General features: G+C 67.2%; 18 protein-coding genes. 11 read left to right on the top strand and 7 right to left on the bottom strand.

What is annotated here, in order from left to right:
- Positions 1-88: 88 nt before the first annotated feature.
- Complete coding sequence (locus ELR45_RS09915; RefSeq protein ID WP_165367639.1) at positions 89-874, bottom strand: DeoR/GlpR family DNA-binding transcription regulator; 786 nt, start codon at positions 872-874, stop codon at positions 89-91.
- 74 nt (positions 875-948) lie between these two features.
- Here ELR45_RS09915 and ELR45_RS09910 point away from each other — a divergent pair, with 74 nt between their 5' ends.
- The gene (locus ELR45_RS09910; protein WP_165367638.1) at positions 949-2,445 is read left to right on the top strand and encodes a discoidin domain-containing protein; all 1,497 of its coding nucleotides are present in this window, start codon (positions 949-951) and stop codon (positions 2,443-2,445) included.
- 15 nt (positions 2,446-2,460) lie between these two features.
- Here the strand turns inward: ELR45_RS09910 and ELR45_RS09905 are convergent, their stop codons facing one another.
- From ELR45_RS09905 to ELR45_RS09885, 5 genes are read right to left on the bottom strand one after another with little or no spacing between them, the layout of a single operon-like run.
- Positions 2,461-4,080, bottom strand: coding sequence for a polyamine aminopropyltransferase (locus tag ELR45_RS09905; protein WP_129665537.1), 1,620 nt, complete (start codon positions 4,078-4,080; stop codon positions 2,461-2,463).
- A 42-nt stretch (positions 4,081-4,122) separates the two neighbouring features.
- On the bottom strand, positions 4,123-4,584 hold the full coding sequence (locus ELR45_RS09900) for a DUF350 domain-containing protein (RefSeq protein ID WP_205856309.1): 462 nt from the start codon (positions 4,582-4,584) through the stop codon (positions 4,123-4,125).
- 49 nt (positions 4,585-4,633) lie between these two features.
- Positions 4,634-5,068, bottom strand: a complete 435-nt coding sequence (locus ELR45_RS09895; protein WP_129665535.1) for a DUF4247 domain-containing protein — start codon at positions 5,066-5,068, stop codon at positions 4,634-4,636.
- On the bottom strand, positions 5,068-5,580 hold the full coding sequence (locus ELR45_RS09890; RefSeq protein ID WP_165367637.1) for a DUF2617 family protein: 513 nt from the start codon (positions 5,578-5,580) through the stop codon (positions 5,068-5,070). The genes ELR45_RS09895 and ELR45_RS09890 overlap by 1 nt, the downstream gene beginning before the upstream one ends.
- Before the next feature lie 8 nt (positions 5,581-5,588).
- Positions 5,589-6,200 carry a DUF4178 domain-containing protein gene (locus ELR45_RS09885; RefSeq protein WP_129665531.1) on the bottom strand — a complete coding sequence of 204 codons (612 nt, stop codon included), beginning with the start codon at positions 6,198-6,200 and terminating at the stop codon, positions 5,589-5,591.
- Positions 6,201-6,316: 116 nt separating this feature from the next.
- Between ELR45_RS09885 and ELR45_RS09880 the strand changes: the two genes are divergently transcribed.
- From ELR45_RS09880 to ELR45_RS09855, 6 genes are all read left to right on the top strand, one after another.
- Positions 6,317-7,378 (top strand): NAD-binding protein, encoded by a 1,062-nt coding sequence (locus ELR45_RS09880; RefSeq protein ID WP_205856308.1) that lies wholly within the window; start codon positions 6,317-6,319, stop codon positions 7,376-7,378.
- A gap of 181 nt (positions 7,379-7,559) precedes the next feature.
- Complete coding sequence (locus tag ELR45_RS09875) at positions 7,560-9,902, top strand: HelD family protein (protein WP_129665529.1); 2,343 nt, start codon at positions 7,560-7,562, stop codon at positions 9,900-9,902.
- Between the two features lie 112 nt (positions 9,903-10,014).
- The gene (locus ELR45_RS09870) at positions 10,015-10,935 is read left to right on the top strand and encodes an ABC transporter ATP-binding protein (protein WP_129665527.1); all 921 of its coding nucleotides are present in this window, start codon (positions 10,015-10,017) and stop codon (positions 10,933-10,935) included.
- The gene (locus ELR45_RS09865; RefSeq protein WP_205856307.1) at positions 10,932-12,581 is read left to right on the top strand and encodes an ABC transporter permease; all 1,650 of its coding nucleotides are present in this window, start codon (positions 10,932-10,934) and stop codon (positions 12,579-12,581) included. The genes ELR45_RS09870 and ELR45_RS09865 overlap by 4 nt, the downstream gene beginning before the upstream one ends.
- Positions 12,582-12,604: 23 nt before the next feature.
- A complete protein-coding gene (locus tag ELR45_RS09860) occupies positions 12,605-13,549 on the top strand; it encodes an NAD-dependent epimerase/dehydratase family protein (protein ID WP_129665525.1) in 945 nt (314 codons plus the stop codon).
- Between the two features lie 6 nt (positions 13,550-13,555).
- Positions 13,556-14,479 carry an RNA polymerase sigma-70 factor gene (locus tag ELR45_RS09855; protein ID WP_129665523.1) on the top strand — a complete coding sequence of 308 codons (924 nt, stop codon included), beginning with the start codon at positions 13,556-13,558 and terminating at the stop codon, positions 14,477-14,479.
- A 73-nt stretch (positions 14,480-14,552) separates the two neighbouring features.
- Here ELR45_RS09855 and ELR45_RS09850 read toward each other — a convergent pair whose 3' ends face one another.
- Positions 14,553-15,032, bottom strand: a complete 480-nt coding sequence (locus ELR45_RS09850) for a hypothetical protein (protein WP_129665521.1) — start codon at positions 15,030-15,032, stop codon at positions 14,553-14,555.
- Positions 15,033-15,309: 277 nt separating this feature from the next.
- Between ELR45_RS09850 and ELR45_RS09845 the strand changes: the two genes are divergently transcribed.
- The 4 genes from ELR45_RS09845 to ELR45_RS40700 form a co-directional block, all read left to right on the top strand.
- Positions 15,310-16,449: a DUF4200 domain-containing protein gene (locus tag ELR45_RS09845; protein ID WP_129665519.1), complete on the top strand. Its 1,140-nt coding sequence runs from the start codon at positions 15,310-15,312 to the stop codon at positions 16,447-16,449.
- A gap of 61 nt (positions 16,450-16,510) precedes the next feature.
- A complete protein-coding gene (locus tag ELR45_RS09840) occupies positions 16,511-17,533 on the top strand; it encodes a glutathione S-transferase family protein (protein ID WP_129665517.1) in 1,023 nt (340 codons plus the stop codon).
- A gap of 48 nt (positions 17,534-17,581) precedes the next feature.
- Positions 17,582-18,964, top strand: a complete 1,383-nt coding sequence (locus ELR45_RS09835; protein ID WP_129665515.1) for a sensor histidine kinase — start codon at positions 17,582-17,584, stop codon at positions 18,962-18,964.
- Positions 18,961-19,372: response regulator (locus ELR45_RS40700; RefSeq protein WP_240759423.1), on the top strand; the 412-nt coding region annotated here is incomplete at its 3' end. The genes ELR45_RS09835 and ELR45_RS40700, both read left to right, overlap by 4 nt.

The following is a 19,372-nucleotide window of genomic DNA, read 5'->3' as shown; positions in this document are numbered from 1 at the left end:
CGGTTGGCCGTCCTTCGCGCTGGCCGGCAGCCGGAGACCCGGCATGCCGCGGATGCGGCCGGCGACGAGCCCCCGGCCGGTGCGACCCCTACGCTTGCACTACCTCGACGCCGGCGTTGGCGAACTGCTTGACGGCCTCCGGGTCCGCGCCGCGGTCGGTGACCAGTACGTCGATGCCGCTGAGCGGCAGCACCATGGTGAACGCGCGAAGGTTGATCTTGCTGCTGTCGGCGGCGACCACCACCCGTTCGGCCCGCTCCGCGAGCTGGGCGTTGATTCCGGCTTCGCCCTCGTCGAAGACCATCGCGCCCCTCTCGGGGTGGATGGCGTTCACACCGATGACGGCGGTATCGATGGAGATGACGTCGAGAACGCGGCTGGCCAGCGGTCCGACGAGCTCATACGAGCGGTGCCGGGCGACACCACCCACCACGACCACCTTGATGTGCGGGCGGACCACCAGCTCACTTGCGATGTTGAGTGCGTTGGTCACCACTGTGACACCCTCGGCTTGGCCCTCCAGATGGAAACGCTCGTCCAAGGCGATGGCGCGCGCGACCTGGGTCAACGTGGTGCCGCCGTTCAGGCCGACCACCGAGCCGGGACGCAGAAGTTCGACCACCTTCTGCGCGATGCGTTCCTTCTCGGACGCCTGCTGACCGGCTTTGTACCGCAACGGCAGGTCGTACGAGACATTGGCGGTCACCGCACCGCCGCGGGTGCGGGACAGCAGCTGCTGCTGGGCCAGGTGATCGAAGTCCCGTCGTACCGTCGCGTGCGACACGCCGAGTCCTTCCACGGCCTCGTCCACGCTCAGCGACCCTCGTTCGGCGAGGAGCTGGAGCATGGCGGTCAGGCGTTCATGGCGGATCATATCGATCAGTATTGTGCATGCTGCGGTCATCTGCGACCAGGACCGGCCGTACATCACAACACGATGGAGGTTTCATGGCCCACGGGACAGTGCTCGATGTGATGGTCTTCAACATCTGGCACGGCGGGAATCTCGACAAGTTCTGGGACGGCGCGGCGTTCAATGTGGTGCACCGCCATGGATTCGAGGAGCAGAACAAGGCGGAGCTGCTCGAATTTCTCGCACACGAGCGTCCGGATCTGATCCTCATGGTCGAGACCTACGGCCTTGGCGAGCGGATCGAAGCCGCCCTGAACCGCAGGCGGGAGGACGGACGGGTGTTCCGTGGGGTTCCTATCACCCGTGAGCAGGGTCAGTTACCCGGCCGCGACAATCTCTGGCTGTTCACCTGGTTGCCTGTCGAGGAGGTCTATCCGGTAGTGAGCGAACCGCCGGTGACCTCGTTTCACTTCGGCGGCGCTCGGCTCGGATTGCCGGGCGGCGGCCATGTTCATGCGTTCACCGCCTGGATCTCGCACATCGCCAACGCGTGGGGGCCGGTCAACCAGGCGGCGATGGAATCCGCGCTCGGCCTGGAGCGCTCGCATTGGGACGAGGAACTCGTCGCCAGTGACGATCCGAGGCGGCGGGAGATGGCCAGGACCATCCTCACTGAGCGCGTGGCGGCCTTCGCCGACGACGACGCACCGGTCCTGCTCGGCGGCGATCTGAACACCCAGACTCACCTGGACTGGAGCCCGGAGTTCGCCGACGCGCCGCGACACGAGGGACTGGTCCTGCATTGGCCGGTCATGAGGATGTTCGCCGACGCCGGGTTCGCCGACGTGTTCAGAACCGCGCATCCCGACGCGGCGCGGTACCCAGGGCGAACGTGGACGGCCGGGCATTCCTTCATGTACGCGCCGATGCGGCTGGACTACCTGCTGGCCAGGGGCGACGTGGAGGTGCTGGCGTCGTCGACGAGGACGCGGAGGCTGCCGGAGCATCGCGGGGGCGCACTCGACGAGCTGTACCCGTTCTACTCCGACCACGGCGCCGTGGTGTCCCGGCTGAGGTTCGGCGGGGATCGGGAGGGCTACCGGCCCGAGCGCCCATTGGTCGAAGAACCGGAGATCGTTGAGTGGCCAGAGATTCCGAAGGAGCCGGCCGGCAGGAGGGTGCCGCGCGGGGAGATGTCCGTGCAGGCCTCGAGCGCGGCGAGTGATCACGGCGCGTCGCTGGCGGTGGACGGTGACCCTCGAACGTCATGGCACTCCCGCGCCCAGCCGTCGCCGCCGGATCCGCACCCGCACGAGCTCACGGTCGACCTGGGAAACGAGCGGACGCTGGCGGCCGTGCGTTATCAGCCTCCGATCGACGGTTACCAGGGGATTGTGACCCGTTACACCTACTCGGTCAGCGATGACGGCCAGACCTTCGAGCCGGTCTCGTCGGGCACCTGGGCGCGAGATTCGCTGCCGAAGGACGTGCTGCTGCCGGGAGTGCGCGCTCGTTACCTGCGGTTGACCGCTCACGCCGGCGTCGCCGGTTACTCCGCGGCCGCTGAGCTGATCCCGTACGTGCGGGACTGAGTGATGAGCAGACGCTCAGAACGTCTGCCACTCCTGCCGGATGTAGTCGAGGATCACCGGATCGAGCAGAGTCGACACCTCGGCGTCAGTGACCACCTTGTCCGGCGGGATCACGGATGCCGCCTCCAGCACATCCGGGGAGAGATAGCGCAGATCCGGAGCGTCAGGCGGCAACCGTAGCTCCGGCGTGGCGCCCGCCGGGTCCGCCAGCACGAAACCCCAATCTCCGAAGCTCGGCACGGACACCATGTACGGCGTCAGGCCGAAACCGGCAGCGGCGACGGTCTCCTGGATGCTGGCGAACGACCGTGGTGCGAAGAACGGCGAGCCGGCCTGCACAGCCATCCGCCCGTCTTCGGCCACCATGTCGTGCACCATCCCGTAGAACTCCAGTGAGTACAGCTTAGACGTCGCGGTGGAGTCGGGATCGGGCATGTCGACGATGACGACGTCGTACCGTTCGGCGCCCGCGTCGAGCTGCTCGCGTACCCAGGCGAACGCGTCGTCGGCCACCGGCCGTACCCGCGCATCCGTGAACGCGTCGTCGCTGAGCTTACGGAGACCGTCGTGGCTCTGGGCCAGATCCAGCACCGCCGGATCGAGCTCCACCAGCGTGACCTCGGCGACGTCCGGATAGCGGAGCACCTCGCGGAGCCCCAGGCCGTCGCCGCCGCCCAGGATCAGCACCCGCTCTCGAGACCCGGACATGGCCGGGTGGACCAGCGACTCGTGGTATCGGTACTCGTCCGGCGAGGCGAACTGCAGGTCGCCGTTGAGGTACATGCGCAGATCGTCCACGCCGGAGATCCGATGCCGCTCGGTCAGCACGATCTCCTGGTACTCCGACCGTTCCGCGTGGGCGATCGGGTCGCGGAAGAGCTGCTGGCGAGCGTCCACCTCAATGGACTCGGCCTGCCAGAGCAGAGCGACCAGGGCGATCGCGACCGTGCTCACGAGTGTCCCGATGCCGATCCAGGCGCGCTTGGTCAGGGACCGTTTGAACAGCCACAGCACGACGACGGTGCCGGCTACCAGGTTGAGACCCGCGGTGGCGATCGTGCCCTCGACCAGCCCCAGGGTGGGAAGCAGCAGAAACGGGAACGCCAGGCCGCCGGCGAGCGCGCCCAGGTAGTCGGCGGCGAACATGTCGGCTACCGCGCTCCCGGCGTCCTGTGCCCGGATCCGCTGCAGCAGCGTCATCAGCAGCGGGATCTCGGCGCCGATCAGCATCCCGATCATGACCGCCAGCACGATCATCACCGGCGTGTAGATGTTCGTGACCGCGAACGCGTTGTACAGCAACAGCACGGAGTACCCGCCGACCAGAGCCAGCAGCGCCTCGACCGCGGCGAACGAGACCGCTGGGTACCGTTGCAGCGGCTTGGCCAGCAGCGACCCGATGCCCATCGCGAAGACCATGACCGAGACGACGATCGACGCTTGGACGACGGTGTCGCCGATCAGGTAGCTGCCGAGTGCGATCAGCGCGAGCTCGTAGACCAGCCCGCAGGCCGCGCAGACCAGCGCCGCGCCGAGGATCACCGCGCGGGCCGGACGCGACCAGCTGCTGGACGACGTGTCCGGCTGCTCGGGTGCGTCCGGTCCGTCGTGGTCTGTCGACGGTACGGCTGTCAGCTGCGTGCCTTCCAGCTACACGGTGCGGTCATGCCGGGCTCCTTAAAGGATGGCCAGCGCGATGATGCCGGAGACGACGATACGCAGCGTTCCGACTACCCAGCTGGCCGGGTGCGGCTCGGCATGGACCATGTCGCGCCGTAGGTTGCTCGGTGTCATCAGGTCGACGACGAAGAACACCAGGGTGCTGACGATGAGTCCTACGATGCTGTACGCGGAGGTCGTGATCAGGCCCTCACCGAAGTCGTCGTTGCTGGCCCAGATGGCCGCGACGACGATCAGCCCCTGCGCGACGAACCCGGTGGTCACCAGGACCGAAGCGTTGTAGTTGCGTTCGGTCCAGATCAGGTCCCGTAGCCTGCCGGGGGTCAGCAGGTCGATCAGAAGGAAGCCGAGGAGCATCATGACCAGGCCTACGCCGCAATAGGAGAGGACGATGCCGACCTCTTCCATCAGCCCAGCGGCGTCGAGGTCACCGTCGTCGATTCCGAGGGTCGTCAGCATGCCTGTCCTCTCGTGTGTGCGCCTGTGCCGTTGTCATCGGTGACTGCCATTACTTGCCGCCGCTCCCTGAGCCGCCACCGGAGAAGCTGCTTCGGTAGCTTCCGCCGTACGTACCCCAGATCGGGATGATGGCCGGGCCCCACCGGTCGTATCCGTCCTTGGCGTCGGTCACCTCGATCTGCGAACCGCTGCCGGCCGGCTCCTGTTGGACGTGCACCATGACCTTCTCGTAGCCGAGGTAATGATCGTCCAGGTCGGTGTGGTCCCGGCCTGGTGAGGCGGCGGCTCTGATGGCGGAGGCTACCCTCGCGGCGTCGTCGTCGGAGCGGTACTCCGCGAGCGAGCCGCTCTCGTTCACCAGTTCGTAGTTCTCGGAGATGTGGTCGCGGACCTTCTCTTCGGTGCTCGAACATGCGGTGAGTGCCAGTACGGCTGTGAGAACCGTGGCCATCGCTACGGTCGCTCGCCCGTTGAGTCGTCTCATCAGAGCACCTCCGTGCTGGTCGTCACGATCTGTCCGCTGTTCGGGTATACATGCCAGGTCACCCACGAGACGCCTGGATCATCGCTGCCCGCGCTGAGAGCCGTGACGGCGTCCGGGTGGGACGGGAACTCAGCGAGCACCATCCGCCCGCCGTCACCGTCCAGGTCTGCCCGTCGCCGTAGCACCCCGACCTGTTCGTGCAGATCAGCGGGGGCCATCTCCTCGACCCGTGCCCGGAAGCGATACCGCCGGCCACCGATGCGGCGGTCGGCCTCGGCGGGCAGCTCAGGCGGGCGGCCGGGCAGGCAGGCGACGGTCTCCAGGATCGTGCCGTGCTCCCAGTCCAGTACCACCTGGTGCGAAGCCCCGAGGATCCGCAGCTCGAGCCGCGCACCCGGCAGAGTCAGCGGGATCACAGCGCGGGCGAGAGCCTGCTCCGTCGGATGGTCCAAGGTCCAGACGAGTTCCTCGGCTGTCGTGTCGACGTACGGCACGTCCAAGGTGGCGAGCACGGAGCTGATCAGCCTCCCGCCGGGTCACTGCCCGGGTAGACGGTCAGCGTGCCGGAGGGGACGCGCTCACCCAGGCCGGCTTCCCACTCGCCGCCGTCGAACCGTTCGAAGGAGAGATAGCGACCTTTCGATCCGGCGAAGTCCACGTACTCCACCCGGCCGGATGTTCCCAGGCCCGTCGTTCCCTCAGAGGTGAACTGGGCGGTCCCGTGCTCGTCGCGCCGGTACTCGACGCCTTCGTGCGTCAGGGTCTTCTCGCTGGGCTTGAGATCCGTGCCTTTCAGCTCGGTCCAGACCACGACCTCGAGGTCAGGATCCTCCTCGACCGAGAGCCAGCGACGGGTACCCGCGATGTCGTCCAGGAAGTGTTCGCTCCACTGGTAGCCGCCTTCGCGGAGACGCAGCGAGCCACGGACGAACATGCGCTCCCCGAGGAGTTCCACCATGTCACCCGCCTTCAGCGTGCGCGGGTCTCCGAACGTGCTGTCCTCAGGTGCGAACGGGTCCCGCGGAGCGGCCGCCGCCGGCGTGGAGCGGTTGCGTGATTGAAGTGCTCGTACGATCATCACCACCGCAACGGCGATGACGACGATAGTGATGATGGCGACGACGATTTCCACGGCCTACAGCCCCCGGCTCAACGACCTGAGCAGTTGACGATCAATTCCCGGGCACACATTACACATGGGTGGCTGGTCCGCTAACATCCGCCGTGCCGGTGATGTGCGTACGTGGAGTGAGGGGATTCGACGTGCTCTTCCTGTTGGCCCGGGTCAAGCGCTCGCTGGCGCGGTGGCAGACAGGGCTGCCCGCGGCGATCGTGATGGTGTTCGTCTTCGTCACCAGCTGGCCGTTGATGGTGATCGCCGAGCCGGCCGGCAGCGCTATCGTCGAACCGCAGAACTACTGGTGGTGGTTCGTCGTCAGTGGGTCGACCGTGGGATACGGCGACTTCTTCCCAGAGACGGCCGGCGGTCACGTCGTCGGCGTGTATGTGATCGTCGGCGCCATTACGGCCCTGACCACCCTCCTCACCCAGTTGGCAGCAGTTGTCGAGAACGCGAAAGGACGGCGTATGCAGGGCGCCATCACGGTTGACCGGTCTGATCACGTTGTGGTGCTCGGGTACGTACCCGGGCGTACGGAGCGGATCTTGCAGGGCCTGCCTAGCGAGGGCGGCCGCCCGGTGGTCCTTTGCGCATGGGACGAGGTCGAGCAGCATCCAGTGGCCGACCGCGACATCGAGTTCGTCCGCGGTGACCTGACCGACCCCGACGTGCTGCGCCGTGCCGCCGTGCACCGGGCGTACAGCGTCCTGGTGGACGCGCGGGACGACAACGAGGCGTTGGCCATGGTGGTGTCGGTGCATCACGTCAACCCGGAGGCGCACGTGGTGGTCACCCTGCGCGACCTGGGCCGGGCGGATCATCTGCGGTACGTCAGCGAGTCGGTACGGTGCGTACAGTGGCACGTCCCACGGATGGCGACGGAGGAACTGCAGGACCCTGGCGTCACACAGGTCTATACCGAGCTCATGACCTACGGTGGAGGCAACACCTACTCGATGCGGCTGCCCGACTCGCTCGGCGCGGTGACGTTCGGTGCGTGCCAGTCCACGTTCGGGCAGGAGTTCGACGCCACCGTACTGGCGACGCGCGTCGACGGCCAGTTGCTGGTCAGCCCGGGTTGGCAGACGGTGTTGCCCACGGGGAGCGTCGTCTACTACGTCAGCCGGGAACGCCTGTCGCCGGATCGGATCCGCGCGGCTGTGCGGGACGGGGCCGCCGCGATGCGCTGAACCGCCGTCGTCACGGTGACGGCAGCCGCGCAAACAAAAAGCCCGACCAATGGCGGGCTTGTTTCTGTGAAGGAATTCCTGCTATTCTTAAAAGTTGTTTGTAGTCAGAAATTCGGGAAAGGACATATCCCTCTTGCGCGCCGATTATACGATATCTCAAAAGGCTGCGTCAAGCGATGCCATGGAATCGGAGATTGCGGCTGAGCAAGAATATGTCACCCTGCTTTACGAACGGTTCGATGACCTGCGGAGCAGCGTCGATGGGCAGTTCAACGAGGCGATCAAACCTTCACAAATACCCACCCATCAGGGCCGATTTGAGCGTGATGCTTCGGCGACTCATTACGCGAGCCGAGCTGCCCGGCTGGCATCGGCCGAGCACGGTCTGGTGATCGGCCGGCTCGACGTCGACGACGGTGACCACCCGCTTTACATCGGCCGGGCCGGAATATACAGCGAGGAATACGACCCGCTCCTTGTCGACTGGCGCGCGCCGGCCGCGACGCCGTTCTACCGGGCGACGCCGGCCGAGCGTCTGGGAGTTCGGCGCCGGAGGCACATTCACCTCAAGGGTCGCGACGTGGTCAGGATCGACGACGACCTGCTCGACCTCGACAACCTGAACGACGACGAGCGCCGGCACCTGACCGGCGAGGCGGCTCTGCTCACGTCTCTGCGGTCGGCGCGTACCGGACGCATGGGCGACATCGTCGCCACGATCCAGGCCGAACAGGATCGCGTCATCCGGTCCGGCCTCGACGGCATCCTCGTCGTCGAAGGAGGGCCCGGGACCGGAAAGACGGTCGTCGCGCTGCATCGCGCCGCGTATCTGCTGTACACCTACCGGCGTCAGCTGGCCGCCAACGGCGTGCTTGTCGTCGGGCCGAATGCCACCTTCCTCCGCTACATCGACCAGGTGCTGCCCGGTCTGGGGGAGACCGACGTCGTCCTGACGGCGGTGGGCGGGCTCTACCCGGGAGTGGAGACCGAACGTGTGGACACTCCCGAGGCGGCGGTCGTCAAGGGCGATCTGCGGATGGCCGATGTGCTCGCGCAGGCAGTGGCCAGCAGCGAGCGTGCGCCTATAGGCGGTCTGCGGGTAGCCACTGAACGGGATGTCTACTTTCTTGACGATGCGACCTGCCGGCGGATCCGGGACGACGCGCGGGAGCGTGCACAACGCACCAGGCAGCCGCACAACCGTATGCGCAGGTACGTCGTCCGGGATGTACTGGACGAACTGACGACGCAGGCGCTCAGCAGGCTGGAGGGGTTGCTCGACGGTGTGGATGTCCCGGACGAGATCGACGATGAGGACGACCGCGAGATCGTCGATCTCATTGACAGCTCGGCGCTGCGTTCAGAGCTGAGATCCTCGCCTGCCGTGAGAGAGGCGCTCGACATCCTGTGGCCTGAGCTGACTCCGGAAGGACTGCTCGGTGATCTTTACACGGACGAACGGTTCCGGGCGGACGTGGCTCCGCGGCTGAGCTCCACCGAGCGTGAGGCCCTGCACAGGTCCGACGGCACAGCCTGGACGGTGGCTGACGTGCCGTTGCTGGACGAGGCGGCCGCGCTGGTGGGCGAGTTGGACGTCGTGATCGCTCGGGCGGCGGACGACCAGGCGCGTGCGGAGAGTGAGCGCTTGCACCAGACCGAAGAGGAACGCCAGATGATCACCGACGCCTACGACGTGGCGATGGATATGGCCATCGACGAAGAGGTCGCCATGCCGGTCGATGCCTCCCTGGTGCTCGCGCGCTACCACGACACGGGGGGACGGGAGTCGATCGCCGAACGGGCCCGCCGGAACCGCGAGTGGAAGTACGGGCACGTGATCGTCGATGAGGCTCAGGAGCTGTCGCCGATGGCGTGGCGGGTACTGACCCGCCGCTGCCCTACGCTGTCCATGACCGTGGTCGGAGACATCGCGCAGACCGGCGCCCCGGACGGTGTGTCCTCGTGGGCGCACGCGCTCGACCCGCTGGCCTACGGTCGGTGGCACCGCGCCCAGCTCACGGTGAACTACCGGACGCCGCAGCCGATCATGTCGGTGGCGGCAGATGTCCTGGCGGCGAGTGGGACCGACGCCGTGGCGCCGCGTTCGGTACGCCCGGACGGTGACGCGCCCTGGGCGCGGCAGGTCCGCGAGGACGAGCTCGCCGATGTTCTGCCCGCCGTGGTCAAGCAGGAGCGGGATGCGCTCGGCGAGGGCACGCTCGCGTTCATCGTGCCGCCGGCACGTCTCGAGCGTTGTGTCACGGCGCTGCGCCGGGATGTCCCCGACGCCAGGACGGCCGACGACCACGACATGCTGGATGCCCCGGTCGCGGTAGTGACGCCGGAGCAGGCGAAAGGGCTGGAGTTCGACGGGACCGTCGTGGTCATGCCGGACGAGGTCCTCTCGGGCTCGCCCCAGGGATACGCCGACCTGTACGTTGCGCTGACCAGGTCCACCCGTCGCCTTGGCATCGTCCACATCGCCCCACTCCCAGCCGCGCTCTCCCGCCTTGCTGCCCCTTAACCGTGTTTCTAGTGGGCGCCCGGAGTAGCCATAACGTGATCTGAGTCACCGCGGGTCATAGAACGGTGGGCTGTCTCGTCTGTAGTTCGTGAGAACAACGAACGGAGACGTCATGACTGCTGCTATCGCTACGTCCGGGCTGGTGAAGACCTTCGGCTCGACCCGTGCGCTGGACCGTCTCGACCTCACTGTCGACACGGGCGAGGTGCATGGGTTCCTGGGGCCGAACGGCGCCGGCAAGTCCACCACCATCCGAGTGCTGCTCGGGCTGCTGCGGGCCGACTCCGGCCGGGTGGAGGTGCTCGGCGGTGACCCATGGCACGACGCCGTGGCCATGCACCGCCGGATGGCATATGTACCAGGGGACGTCGAGCTCTGGCCGAACCTCACCGGCGGTGAGGCGATCGACCTGCTCGGCCGGCTCCGGGGTGGCCTCAACAAGGCCCGCCGGGCCGAGCTGATTGAGCGACTCGACCTCGACCCCACCAAGAAGGGCCGCACCTACTCGAAGGGAAACCGGCAGAAGGTCGCGATCGTGGCCGCGCTCGCCTCCGACGCGGAGCTGCTGCTGCTCGACGAACCGACCGCCGGGCTGGATCCGCTGATGGAGGTGGTGTTCCAGGACGTGATCAACCAGGTGAAGGCACAGGGGCGCACCGTCCTGCTCTCCAGCCACATCCTGGCCCAGGTGGAGGAGCTCGCCGACAAGGTCAGCATCATCCGGCACGGCGAGATCGTCCAGTCCGGAACGCTCGCCGAGATGCGGCACCTGACCCGCACCACCATCGAGGCCGACACCAGCCGGCCGGTCACCGGCCTGGAGCTGATGCCCGGCGTCCACGACCTGGAGGCCGCCGACGGCCGGGTGCGGTTCGCGGTCGACGGTGACCACCTCAATGACGCGGTCCAGGCCCTGAGCCACTTCGACATCCGCAGTATGACCAGCCACCCGCCGACGCTCGAGGAACTCATGCTGCGCCACTACGGCGAAGAACTCGCCGCAGCCGGTAACGGGAACGGGGAGGAGCGATGACGGCGACCGCCGTCCGGGAGCCGACCCGGACGCCCACCCGCCGCTCGCCCGGCAATGTGCTCGCCGGCACCGGCACGCTTATCCGGTTCATCCTGCGCCGTGATCGGATCAAGCTGCCCGCATGGCTGCTGGGCATCAGCTTGCTGCTGTTCCAGCTGGCGACGGCGGTGAGCGGCCTCACCGAGACCGAAGAGGGGCGCGAGGACCTCGCCCGGTTCATGGAGGGTGAGGTCAGTGCCATCATGGGACCCGGCTACGGCCGCGACAGCATCAGCGCAGAGGTGTACGTCGCCGGCGTCTACGGGTTGTTCTTCTTCGTGCTGGCCGCGCTGATGAGCATGCAGCTGGTCTCTCGGCACACCCGGGTCGACGAGCAGAACGGCCGGGCGGAGCTCGTCCGATCCACCGTGGTGGGGCGGTACGCACAGCTCACCGCTGTGCTGATCGTCGCTGTCGCGGCCAACGTGCTGCTGGGGCTGATGGTCGGCGGCACCATGACCGCCAACGGCTTCGACGGCGGCGACGGGCTACTGTTCGGCGCGAGCGTCGGGGCGGTGGGGCTGGTCTTCGCCGGGATCACCGCGCTCACGGTCCAGGTCACCGAGTATGCCCGGACCGCGACCGGGATCGCGGGCGCGGCGCTTGGAGGGGCCTGGGCGGTCCGCGCCGTGGGCGACATGATCGACGACTACGGCAGCCCACTGTCCTGGTTCTCCCCGCTGGCCTGGTCGAACCAGACACGGTCGTATGTGGACGGCCGGTGGTGGCCGCTGCTGCTGTCGATCGGACTCGCGGCGGCTGCCACGGCAGCCGGGTACGCATTGTCGAACCGCCGGGATGTCGGCGCGGGTCTGGTCGCGAGCCGCGCCGGTGCACCGGTGGCGGCGTCCTGGCTCAGGTCACCGCTCGCGGCCGCGTTCCGGCTGCAGCGGGCCAGCCTGATCGGGTGGACGGCGGCACTGGCGGTGTTCGCTTTCATGTTCGGAGCGGTCGCCGATCAACTGACCGACCCGGACGGCATGAGCGAGAACCGGATCGACATGTTCGGCGGCTCCGTGGACACTTTGGTCGATGGCTACCTCGGCGTCATCACGCTGTTCACAGCCGCCCTCGCCGGCATCATGGCGATCCAGGGCGTGCAGGCGGTGCGGCAGGAGGAGACCAAGGGCCGGGCCGAGCCCGTGCTGGCGACCGCGACCAGCCGCTGGACCTGGCTGGGCAGCTACCTGACGGTCATTGCGATCGGCCTGGTCGGGCTGCTGCTCGTGGCCGGTTTCGCCAGCGGGATCGGTGCGGCCGCCTCGGTGGGCGACAGCTCCTACGTCTGGGAGATGACCTCCGCGCACCTGGCGCAGGTGCCGGGAGTGCTGGTACTGCTCGGGACCGCGGCGCTGCTGTTCGGCGTGCTCCCGAGGGCGATCGGTCTGGCCTGGGCCGTGGTCGGCGGCAGCCTGTTCGTCGGAATGTTCGGGACGCTCATGGATATTCCCGGGTGGCTACGCAACATCATGCCCACCGAATACACGGGTCAGCCCCCACTGGACAGCATCGCCTGGCAGGCGATGGTGATCCTCCTCGTGATCGCCGCCGGGCTGGCGGCGGCCGGGCTGGCCGCCTTCCGCCGCCGGGACCTGGAAACCAAGTAGGCCACCATCGCCACGGAGACGTCATGAAGATCTTGATCGCCGGAGCGTCTGGCGCGATCGGCCGTCACCTTGTTACTCAGCTCGTGGCGGGCGGCCACGAGGTTGTCGGCACGACCCGCGCGGGCGCCAAGGCCGACGCACTGCGCGCGCTTGGCGCTGAACCGGCCTTCGTCGACGCGCTCGACCCGGACTCGGTGGCCGATGGGGTGGCCAAGGCCGAGCCTGAGGTGATCGTCCATCAGCTCACCGCTCTGACCGGGCCAGCGCACATACGGCGGGTGAAACGGATGGCGGCCGCCACGAACCGGCTGCGCACCGAAGGCACCGACCACCTGCTCGCCGCCGCGCGCGCCGTCGGAGTCCACACGTTCGTAGCGCAGAGCAACTCATTGTGGATGGAACGCACCGGCGGGCCGGTCGCCAGCGAGGACGGCCGGATCGAGCCAAACCCACCCGCGGATGCCGAGAAGGCGGTGGCCGCATTGCGCCACCTGGAGGACGTGGTCACCGGCATCACCTGGGCCGACGGCGTCGCTCTTCGCTACGGTGGCTTCTATGGCCCTGGGACCGGCTTCAGCACCGCCCCGGACGCGGCCATGGCCGTTCAGATCCGCAAGCGGAAGTTCCCGATCGTCGGTGACGGTGGTGGGGTGTGGTCATTCGTGCACATCGCCGATGCCGCGTCGGCCACCGTCGCCGCCATCGAACGGGGCAAGCCCGGGATCTACCACGTCGCCGATGACGAGCCGGCACAGGTGCGCGACTGGCTGCCGTACCTTGCCCGCGCGCTCGGCGCCAAACCGCCGCGGCGCGTACCGGCCTGGTCCGCCCGCCTGCTGGCCGGCAAGGGAACGGTGAACATGATGACGCAGGCCCGGGGGATCTCCAGCGAGAACACCAAACGCGAATTGGACTGGACACCGCGGTTCCTGAGCTGGCGCATCGGTTTCATTGAGGGATTGAGCTGACTCGATATGTCCATCTCGGATCTGTACGGCGAGTTGCGGCCGCGGGCGTTTGCCATTGCCTACCACATGCTCGGCAGCGTCAGCGAAGCCGAGGACGTGGTGCAGGAAGCGTTCCTGCGCATGCACCAGATCCTGCAACGGGACGAACAGATCACCTCACCACGAGCGTACATCGCCACGCTGGTCATCCGGCTGGCCATCGATCAGCTTCGCTCGGCACGGGCGCGGCGGGAGCGGTACGTCGGTGAGTGGCTGCCGGAGCCGCTGGCCACCGCATCGACGCCGGCCGAGCAGGCCGAGACCGTCGACTCGCTGTCGCTGGCGTTCCTGGTGCTGCTGGAAAGCTTGACGCCGCAGCAGCGGGCCGCGTTCCTGCTGCGCGAGGTGTTCGAATACCCGTACGCGGAAGTCGCCGAGTTCATCGGCACTGATGTGGACAGCACGCGACATCTGGTCGCGCGGGCCCGCAACCATGTGCGGGAGCGCCGGCCGCGCCATCACGCCTCTCGGCGGCAGCGAGAAGAGCTGGCTCAGCGCTTCTTCGCCGCCGCCGAGCTGGGCGACCTGCCGGCGCTGGAGGAGCTACTGGCGCAGGATGTGGCGCTGCATGGTGACGGCGGCGGCAAGGTGCCGGCGCAGAAGCAGCCGATCCACGGGCGAGAGCGCGTGGCACGGGCCTTGTCGCGCAGCATGCCTGCGGCGGCGGGCTGGGGCATGCGCATCCAGCTCACCGAGTTCAACGGCCAGCCCGGCGCGGTGGCGATCGACGGCCATGACCGGCTGCTCGGGGTCATTGCACTCGACATTGCCGACGGTCAGATCCAGACGATCCACGCCATTGCCAATCCGGACAAGCTGCGACACCTCGGCCAAGTCGGCGACCTCGGTGCCCTGCTGCGCGCTGGCCGCCGATCCGGTGATGACACCTGAGTCTCTGGCTACGGCGGTGCCATGCCGAGTACCCCCTTGTCGCGGCCGTCGCCGGCTCAGTAGCGACCAGCTTTCAGCGGGGCGGCACCCGCAGAAGCTTGTGGTGGATCTGGTCGGAGTGGTTCCGGCGTTCATGCCAGGTGATCTCGACGACATTCCGCTCCGCGTCCTGCTTGGGGACGAGCTCGAACTCGTCGGACGAGCCCGCGGGGAACTCGTCATAGGAGGCGTTCTTGCCGAGGCGATGGGCGCGGAACTTCACCGCATAGGCAGGGTCGGTACCGAAATTGCGCAGCCGGTACTGAGAGTCGCCGAGGGAACGCAGCTCGAAGTGCACCCCCTCGGCAGGCGGTGCCTTGGCTGAGCGCGCGTTGAGCCAGGCCGGAGGCTCGATCGGATCCTCGGTCTCGGCCACGGGACGGCCGGACCCGCCGTGGCGGGATGGGCCAGACGCACCGGTGTCCGGGCGACGGGCTACACGTTTCGCTCGCTGGAGTGCCGCGAGCGCGACGACCAGGGCGACGAGGGCGATGGCCAATCCGACGACGTCCACATTCGCAACGTATCGCACCCCGCGCGGCGTCGCTCAGCAATCGGGCGAGTGTCAGGCCGGTATTCACCGTGCTCGTGAGCTTCCGGGCGGACGCGTGCGGACGCGGACATGACGGGTGTCTGTGCGGCTTTCGGCCGTTGTCCAGCGCGGCGTGCCGCGCTAGCCGAATATTGAAATTTCTTTATCACGAATCGGCAACCCTATTGAACTCTGCCCACACAGCCGTACCATGAAACGATCAAATCGGCACGCAAAAGCTGTTTCAAGGAGCCGAGCCATGACGGTGGGATACCGGTCGTTCCTCGTTGTAGACGACGGTGAGAACGTGATCGAGCCGATCGTTGAGCATGTCGGTGCGTGGGTCGAGTCTATGGACGTCAGTGTCCCCACGGACCAGGCAGGACACTACAGACTGGATGACGACGATGTCGTCGTCGTCCACGAGACATACCAGAGCAGTGAGATCTATCGATGGCTGTGGGACCGTCCACGGGTGCAGCGTCCTGGGGCGATCTCCCGGCTCTGCGTGACCGCTGTCGAGGAGACCGATGGTCCGGGCTGGTTCTGGGTCGAGGTCGAGCTGCTCGGGGAAGAGCGGGGCGTCTGGTCGGCACGGTCGTTCTTCGCCCCGGTGCCCATGTTCGTCCCACCGATCCTCGGCGACGCACTGTGCCGGGACGGCCGGACACCGATGACGGCGATTCCTATGTGGGCCAGTCCCGACCACGTACCGGACCTGATGGACTATCTTGCGGACGAGTCCAGGCGGGGGCCGGTGTTCATTGCGAGCCAGGGCGCCAGGGAGATCAGTGAGTTTCAGGCATGGGCTGACGACGCCATGTCGGACATCATCGGCCTCGGCGTGATGTTCCTTCTGAGCCCGCACGTCGAGCAGGAGTTCAACGAGATGGTGGGGCCGAAACACGCCGTTGCGAACGGTGCGGTCCGAACCTATCTGCCGGGGGTGAATCTCGATCATTACCATGACCAGAAGCGGCATCCGATGCTCAGTGTTTCGCGCATCGGCCACAGCAGCGGCCGAGAGGTGTCGCACCTGCTGGGCGCGGCCCAGCGGAGCCGGCTGGTGTGGCTGGGGGTTCCTCACGAAGCTGTCGAGATCGATCGGATGCTCAGAGAGCGAGAGGAGAAGGCCCGTGGACGTGCCGACTGGATCGCTGAGCTGGAACGTGTGAGGGCGGCCATCATGATGGAGCCGACGGAGCGAGAGTCCATCCAGGCAGTGCAGATCGCGGAGCTGCGCCTGGAGAACGCACACCTGCGCGCGGACATGGATGTCTTGGCTGACCGGCTGGAACATTTCGAACGTTGCCAGGAGGGCATCCTGAAGGCCTTGCGGGAGGCGCAGCTTGCGGCACCGTTGGCCCTCGACGGCGACGAGGGCGACGAGGGCCGGTAAGCCCAGGAAATGTAGCGCCGCCGTGGGGTCAACGCCGCACGGCGGCCTACCATCGGGTCGTATGGATTCGGAACAGGCGGAACCCACGAAGGACGGCGAGTTCTCCCGGGATATGCGGTATATCCCCACCCGGATCACCGCGGACGGCCGGGACGGTTACCCGGTGGAGGCGGACCGGTACCGGTTGGTCATCGCGCGTGCGTGCCCGTGGGCCAATCGCGCCGCGATCGTACGGCGATTGCTCGGCCTCGAACCGGTGCTGTCGATGGGCATCTGCGGTCCGGTGCACGACGAGCGCAGCTGGACGTTCGATCTCGACCCAGGCGGTGTCGATCCAGTCCTGCGCATCCCTCGGCTTCGAGACGCCTACCTGGCTCGGTTCCCCGACTACTCGCTCGGCATCACCGTGCCGGCGATCGTCGACATACCCACCGGGCAGGTGGTGACAAACGACTTCCCGTCAATCACGCTCGACCTCGGCACGGAATGGTCGCAGTTCCACCGCGACGGCGCGCCGGACCTGTATCCGGAGGATCGCCGGGACGAGATCGACGAGGTGGCGGAGCGAGTCTTCGTGGATGTGAACAACGGCGTCTACCAGTGCGGATTCGCCGGCTCGCAGGACGCGTACGAGCGGGCGTACGACCAGCTCTTCGCCCGGCTCGACTGGCTCGAGGAGCGGCTCACACGTCAGCGGTATCTGGTGGGCGACAGCATCACCGAGGCCGACGTGCGACTGTTCACCACGCTCGTCCGTTTCGACGCCGTCTACCACGGCCACTTCAAATGCAACCGGAGCAAGCTGAGTGAGATGCCGGCGCTCTGGGCGTACACCCGTGACCTTTTCCAGACCCCTGGGTTCGGGGACACGATCGACTTCGCCCAGATCAAGGAGCATTACTACGTGGTGCACACCAGCATCAACCCCACCCAGATCGTGCCCAAGGGACCGGATCTGGCGAACTGGTGGACTCCGCACCACCGGGACGGGATGGGCGGCCGTCCCTTTGGGGACGGGACACCGCCGGGACCACCACCGGCCGACGAACGGGTGCCGTCCTACGGGGAATCCGCCGTCTCGTGACGGTCGAGGGTCGCCAAGAGTTCCCCGGTTTCGGTTACGTTTGCCCTCATGGGGACTGTAGGCACAGACCACGCGGAGCTGGAATGGGAGCGATGGCAGCGGCCCTCGCCTGATCCATCGGAGCTGCGTAAGGACTTCGTGCTGGCTGGGACGGTTGTGGCCGGTGCGGTGGTGATATCTCTGCTCATCAACAGCATGGGCGCGTTCGTCTTCGGGTCCGCACCCGGCCTCTCCGAGCAGATCGCGTGGGCCGTCGCCCTGACCGCGCCGCTGGCTCTCCGCCGCCGCTATCCGTGCGCGGTCTTGGTGATCTTGGCGGTTCTGTTCATCGCCGCCCAGGCACGGCAGAACGGCGATAACCTCATCCCGTCCATCGCGCTCTTCTTCGCCATTTACACGCTGGGAGCATGGGGGCGGAACCGGGTCACGGCCCGGTGGGTGCGTATCGGCGTCATCGTCGCGATGTTCGCCTGGCTGGGAATCTCGATGGCTCGGGACCTGATGGCGCCCACGCCCGAGTTTCCTGAAGCGCAGGGTCCCATCGACCCGATCTGGGCTGCCACGCTCTACTCCATCGGCTTCAATCTGCTCTTCTTCCTCTCGGCGTACTTCTTCGGTAACGCTGCATGGGAGTCGGCTCGGCGGCGGTTCCAGTTGGAGGTTCAAGGTGACGAACTGCGTCGCTCGCAGGAGGCCAACGCGCGCCGGGCGGTGATCGAGGAGCGGGTGCGCATCGCTCGAGACCTGCACGACGTCGTGGCACACCACGTGTCGGTGATGGGCGTGCAGGCCGCGGCTGCTCGCCGCGTGATCGACTCTGACCGTGACCTCGCCAGCACGTCGCTGGCCGCGGTGGAGCAGACGGCGCGGACAGCGATCACCGAGTTGCGCGGTCTGCTCGGTGTGCTCCGCGACGATGGGAACGCCAACGACGATGGGAACGCCGACGACGGGGCAACCCGGCCCAGAGAGGAGCCGGGGCGCCCGTCACCGGGTCTGGAACAGATACCCGAGCTCATCGAGAAGGCCCGGGGCGCCGGTCTCCAGGTCGACTATGGCATCTATGGCGACCCGCAGCCCGTCCCGGCCGCCGTAGCGCTCTCGGCGTACCGCGTCGTTCAGGAAGCGCTCACCAACACGGTCAAGCATGCCGCCGCGACTGGCGTGGACGTCCGGGTCCGGTACCTGGACAAGACCCTCGAAGTGGAGGTGACCAACGACGGCCCGGGACACCCCGTCCGGCCCGTGGCGCGCCGGTCATCGAGCGGTCTGGGACTGGTCGGCATGCGCGAGCGGGTGGCGGTGCACGGCGGAGAGCTTGAAGCACAACCTCGACCCAGCGGGGGCTTCCAGGTCCGGGCGCGATTGCCACTCGGTAGCGGGCAGAAGGAGTCGGACGAGACATTGACGGCCACGGGGACTCAGCGATGAATACGTCGGGGGGTGAGCGCGCCGCGCGGACGGGCCACGGAGACGACCGATCGATCCGCGTCCTTCTCGCCGACGACCAGGACCTTGTCAGGGCTGGGTTCCGGGTCATCCTTGGTGCGGAGACCGACATCGACGTCGTCGGTGAGGCGAGCGACGGCGACCAGGTCGTAGCGCTCGCAAAGGAGATCGAGCCCGACGTCATCCTCATGGATGTCCAGATGCCCGGCACCGACGGCCTGGAGGCGACGAGGCGGATCCTCGAGACGGCACGGGATTCAGCGGCCGATGCTCGTGATGCCGTCCAGGCACCGGTACAGGTGGTCATCCTCACGACTTTCGACCGGGAGGATTACCTGTTCGAGGCGTTGCGCGCGGGAGCCAGCGGCTTCCTGCTGAAGAACGCGTCCC

The organism is Phytoactinopolyspora endophytica (assembly GCF_004138495.1).
GTDB classification, from domain to species: Bacteria; Actinomycetota; Actinomycetes; order Jiangellales; family Jiangellaceae; genus Phytoactinopolyspora; species Phytoactinopolyspora endophytica.
Note: the sequence above shows the minus strand (reverse complement) of the source record. Positions and strands in the feature narration are given on the sequence as shown.